This window comes from Rhodanobacter ginsengisoli (assembly GCF_042657065.1).
Classification (GTDB): Bacteria; Pseudomonadota; Gammaproteobacteria; order Xanthomonadales; family Rhodanobacteraceae; genus Rhodanobacter; species Rhodanobacter ginsengisoli.
Genome location: NZ_JBHSNF010000007.1, coordinates 1 through 5527 on the forward strand (window position 1 = coordinate 1; position 5527 = coordinate 5527).

A 5527-nucleotide genomic window follows, 5' to 3' on the forward strand; every position below is an offset into this window, starting at 1 on the left:
GGTTGATCTTTGACAGTGTGCGCAGGTGAATTGTGTGGACGTCTTGCGATGGCGGGTTACGACCTGTCCAAGAAATGCAAGCGTCCAATGAAAGAAAAAAGTCAGTAATGAGTTTTGATTTTGTTGGGACATACGCTTCGGAAAGATAGATGGCCGAGCCCGCAAGGGCGAGGTTGTCGAAAACTTAAGTGAAGAGTTTGATCCTGGCTCAGATTGAACGCTGGCGGCATGCCTAACACATGCAAGTCGAACGGCAGCACAGCAGAGCTTGCTCTGTGGGTGGCGAGTGGCGGACGGGTGAGTAATGCATCGGGACCTACCTGAACGTGGGGGATAACGTAGGGAAACTTACGCTAATACCGCATACGTCCTACGGGAGAAAGCGGGGGACCTTCGGGCCTCGCGCGGTCAGACGGACCGATGTTCGATTAGCTAGTTGGTAAGGTAACGGCTTACCAAGGCGACGATCGATAGCTGGTCTGAGAGGATGATCAGCCACACTGGAACTGAGACACGGTCCAGACTCCTACGGGAGGCAGCAGTGGGGAATATTGGACAATGGGCGCAAGCCTGATCCAGCAATGCCGCGTGTGTGAAGAAGGCCTTCGGGTTGTAAAGCACTTTTATCGGGAACGAAATACCATTGGTTAATAACCGGTGGGGCTGACGGTACCCGAGGAATAAGCACCGGCTAACTTCGTGCCAGCAGCCGCGGTAATACGAAGGGTGCAAGCGTTAATCGGAATTACTGGGCGTAAAGGGTGCGTAGGCGGTTAGTTAAGTCTGTTGTGAAATCCCCGGGCTCAACCTGGGAATGGCAATGGATACTGGCTAGCTAGAGTGTGTCAGAGGATGGTGGAATTTCCGGTGTAGCGGTGAAATGCGTAGAGATCGGAAGGAACATCAGTGGCGAAGGCGGCCATCTGGGACAACACTGACGCTGAAGCACGAAAGCGTGGGGAGCAAACAGGATTAGATACCCTGGTAGTCCACGCCCTAAACGATGCGAACTGGATGTTGGTCTCAACTCGGAGATCAGTGTCGAAGCTAACGCGTTAAGTTCGCCGCCTGGGGAGTACGGTCGCAAGACTGAAACTCAAAGGAATTGACGGGGGCCCGCACAAGCGGTGGAGTATGTGGTTTAATTCGATGCAACGCGAAGAACCTTACCTGGCCTTGACATGTCCGGAATCCTGCAGAGATGCGGGAGTGCCTTCGGGAATCGGAACACAGGTGCTGCATGGCTGTCGTCAGCTCGTGTCGTGAGATGTTGGGTTAAGTCCCGCAACGAGCGCAACCCTTGTCCTTAGTTGCCAGCGAGTAATGTCGGGAACTCTAAGGAGACTGCCGGTGACAAACCGGAGGAAGGTGGGGATGACGTCAAGTCCTCATGGCCCTTACGGCCAGGGCTACACACGTACTACAATGGTCGGTACAGAGGGTTGCAATACCGCGAGGTGGAGCCAATCCCAGAAAGCCGATCCCAGTCCGGATCGAAGTCTGCAACTCGACTTCGTGAAGTCGGAATCGCTAGTAATCGCGGATCAGCTATGCCGCGGTGAATACGTTCCCGGGCCTTGTACACACCGCCCGTCACACCATGGGAGTGGGTTGCTCCAGAAGCCGTTAGTCTAACCGCAAGGAGGACGACGACCACGGAGTGGTTCATGACTGGGGTGAAGTCGTAACAAGGTAGCCGTATCGGAAGGTGCGGCTGGATCACCTCCTTTCGAGAAAAGACGGTCGCAACGTTCTGTTGCAAGACGTCCACACAAGACACCTGTACTTTACGCAAAGGCTTGGTTTCACACGACTCGGTGTCGTGTAGATCAAGACCGGCCATCCATGGCCGGACTCTTCAAAACAGCTGCTCCGGACGAATATCCTGAGTACGTTGGTCCAGGTTCTGGGTTCGATCTCTGGGTCTGTAGCTCAGGTGGTTAGAGCGCACCCCTGATAAGGGTGAGGCCGGTGGTTCGAGTCCACCCAGACCCACCATATGCCAAGATTTCTTGGGGCCTTAGCTCAGCTGGGAGAGCACCTGCTTTGCAAGCAGGGGGTCGTCGGTTCGATCCCGACAGGCTCCACCATGGACTGATTGACGCGTGAAGTATTCGGCACACAAAAGATTTTGAAATCATCCGGCATAGAGGCCGGCATGATGTTCTTTGAAAACAAGTAAACGAGTGACAAGCGTCTTGGTTCGAACCGAACCGAGACAAGTGTTAAGGCACGAAAACGAAGTGCTTGGCTCATCGGTCAAACGATGATGGCCCCGAGGCGACTTGGGGTTATATGGTCAAGCGACTAAGCGTATACGGTGGATGCCTTGGCAGTCAGAGGCGATGAAGGACGTGGCAGCCTGCGAAAAGTGTCGGGGAGCTGGCAACAAGCTTTGATCCGGCAATGTCCGAATGGGGAAACCCACTCCGCAAGGAGTACTGCATGGTGAATACATAGCCATGCAGGGCGAACCCGGGGAACTGAAATATCTAAGTACCCGGAGGAAAAGAAATCAACCGAGATTCCCTAAGTAGCGACGAGCGAACGGGGACTAGCCCAAAAGCACATTGTGTTCTAGTCAAACGGCATGGAAAGGCCGGCCATAGATGGTGATAGCCCAGTCGACGAAAGGGCACTTTGTGTGAAATTGAGTAAGGCGGGGCACGTGAAACCTTGTCTGAACATGGGGGGACCATCCTCCAAGGCTAAATACTACTGACTGACCGATAGCGAACTAGTACCGTGAGGGAAAGGCGAAAAGAACCCCGGAGAGGGGAGTGAAATAGACCCTGAAACCGTATACGTACAAGCAGTGGAAGCCCGCAAGGGTGACTGCGTACCTTTTGTATAATGGGTCAGCGACTTACTGTCTGTGGCAAGCTTAACCGTATAGGGGAGGCGAAGAGAAATCGAGTCTGAATAGGGCGCATAGTCTCAGGCAGTAGACCCGAAACCGAGTGATCTATCCTTGGCCAGGTTGAAGGTGCGGTAACACGCACTGGAGGACCGAACCCACATCTGTTGCAATAGATGGGGATGAGCTGAGGATAGGAGTGAAAGGCTAAACAAACTCGGAGATAGCTGGTTCTCCTCGAAAGCTATTTAGGTAGCGCCTCGTGCGAATACTGTTGGGGGTAGAGCACTGTTATGGCTAGGGGGTCATCGCGACTTACCAAACCATGGCAAACTCCGAATACCAACACGTACTACACGGGAGACACACGGCGGGTGCTAACGTCCGTCGTGAAAAGGGAAACAACCCAGACCCGCAGCTAAGGTCCCAAAGTCATAGCTAAGTGGAAAACGATGTGGAAAGGCATAGACAGCCAGGAGGTTGGCTTAGAAGCAGCCACCCTTTAAAGAAAGCGTAATAGCTCACTGGTCGAGTCGGTCTGCGCGGAAGATTTAACGGGGCTAAGCTATGCACCGAAGCTCGGGGTGTGCACATTTATGTGTACGCGGTAGAGGAGCGTTCCGTAAGCCTGTGAAGGTGGATTGTAAAGTCTGCTGGAGGTATCGGAAGTGCGAATGCTGACATGAGTAACGATAATGGGGGTGAAAAGCCCCCACGCCGAAAGCCCAAGGTTTCCTCGCGCAACGTTAATCGGCGCAGGGTGAGTCGGCCCCTAAGGCGAGGCAGAAATGCGTAGTCGATGGGAAGCAGGTTAATATTCCTGCACTTTTCTATAGTGCGATGTGGGGACGGAGAAGGTTAGGTCTACCAGGCGTTGGTTGTCCTGGGGAAAGGCGGTAGGCATGGGTCTTAGGCAAATCCGGGACCCTTTATGCCGAGCACCGAGACGAGCCCTTTTGGGCGAAGTGACTGACACCACGCTTCCAGGAAAAGCCACTAAGCTTCAGCTATAGAAAAACCGTACCGCAAACCGACACTGGTAGGCAGGGTGAGAATCCCAAGGCGCTTGAGAGAACTCGGGTGAAGGAACTAGGCAAAATGGCACCGTAACTTCGGGAGAAGGTGCGCCCATTGGTGTGGTCACGTGCGTGACTGAGCATCGATGGGTCGCAGTAACCTGGCCGCTGCGACTGTTTATCAAAAACACAGCACTCTGCAAACACGAAAGTGGACGTATAGGGTGTGACGCCTGCCCGGTGCTGGAAGGTTAATTGATGGGGTCAGCCGCAAGGCGAAGCTCTTGATCGAAGCCCCAGTAAACGGCGGCCGTAACTATAACGGTCCTAAGGTAGCGAAATTCCTTGTCGGGTAAGTTCCGACCTGCACGAATGGCGTAACGACAGCGGCGCTGTCTCCACCCGAGACTCAGTGAAATTGAATTCGCTGTGAAGATGCAGCGTTCCCGCGGCAAGACGGAAAGACCCCGTGAACCTTTACTATAGCTTTACACTGAACGTTGAGTTCTTCTGTGTAGGATAGGTGGGAGGCTTTGAAGCGCAGACGCCAGTTTGCGTGGAGCCATCCTTGAAATACCACCCTGAAGTGCTTGACGTTCTAACCTCGATCCGTAATCCGGATCAGGGACCGTGTATGGTGGGTAGTTTGACTGGGGCGGTCTCCTCCCAAAGAGTAACGGAGGAGCACGAAGGTACGCTCAGCGCGGTCGGACATCGCGCACTGTGTGCAAAGGCATAAGCGTGCTTGACTGCGAGATCGACGGATCAAGCAGGTACGAAAGTAGGTCTTAGTGATCCGGTGGTTCTGTATGGAAGGGCCATCGCTCAACGGATAAAAGGTACTCCGGGGATAACAGGCTGATACCGCCCAAGAGTTCATATCGACGGCGGTGTTTGGCACCTCGATGTCGGCTCATCACATCCTGGGGCTGTAGCCGGTCCCAAGGGTATGGCTGTTCGCCATTTAAAGTGGTACGCGAGCTGGGTTCAGAACGTCGTGAGACAGTTCGGTCCCTATCTGTCGTGGGCGTTGGAGATTTGAGGGGGGCTGCTCCTAGTACGAGAGGACCGGAGTGGACGTTCCGCTGGTGTTCGGGTTGTCATGCCCATGGCATTGCCCGGTAGCTATGAACGGAAGTGATAACCGCTGAAAGCATCTAAGCGGGAAGCATGCCCCAAGATGAGATCTCCCGAGAGCTTGACTCTCCTTAAGGCACCATGAAGACTACGTGGTTGATAGGTCAGGTGTGGAAGTGCAGCAATGCATGGAGCTAACTGATACTAATGAGCCGTGAGGCTTGACCATATAACCCCAAGACGCTTCGTTCGTTCCTCGAAGCTTGTCTGATTCGAATTCACCTCGACGCTTGTCACTCGTTTACACCCTATGTGGAGCTGGCGCTCAAGAAGCGCTGCTCCCACCCCTTCCCTGGCGGCCATAGCGGCGTGGTACCACCTGATCCCATCCCGAACTCAGAAGTGAAACGCGCATGCGCCGATGGTAGTGTGGCTTTGCCATGCAAGAGTAGGTCACCGCCAGGGGCTTTATCCAAGAAGGCCTCCCCACCCGGGGAGGCCTTCGTCTTTATGGCGTTTGCCGTTGCTGCTGCGATCGACGATCGCAGGCTGCAACAGGTCACCGCCAGGGGCTTTA

2 tRNA genes and 3 rRNA genes are annotated in these 5527 nt (G+C 54.2%); all 5 read left to right on the forward strand.

From position 1 onward, the window contains the following. Positions 1 to 185 precede the first annotated feature (185 nt). The 5 genes from ACFPPA_RS18975 to rrf all read left to right on the forward strand — a co-directional run bounded on the left by ACFPPA_RS18975 (position 186) and on the right by rrf (position 5415). Positions 186 to 1730 (forward strand): 16S ribosomal RNA (locus tag ACFPPA_RS18975). A 191-nt stretch (positions 1731 to 1921) separates the two neighbouring features. Further along, positions 1922 to 1998: transfer RNA gene (locus tag ACFPPA_RS18980), tRNA-Ile, on the forward strand. A 16-nt stretch (positions 1999 to 2014) separates the two neighbouring features. Continuing rightward, positions 2015 to 2090: transfer RNA gene (locus tag ACFPPA_RS18985), tRNA-Ala, on the forward strand. 207 nt (positions 2091 to 2297) lie between these two features. Then, positions 2298 to 5179 (forward strand): 23S ribosomal RNA (locus ACFPPA_RS18990). Between the two features lie 122 nt (positions 5180 to 5301). After that, positions 5302 to 5415, forward strand: a 5S ribosomal RNA gene (gene rrf / locus ACFPPA_RS18995). The 16S, 23S and 5S rRNA genes sit together here with 2 tRNA genes alongside, the layout of an rRNA operon. Positions 5416 to 5527 lie beyond the last annotated feature (112 nt).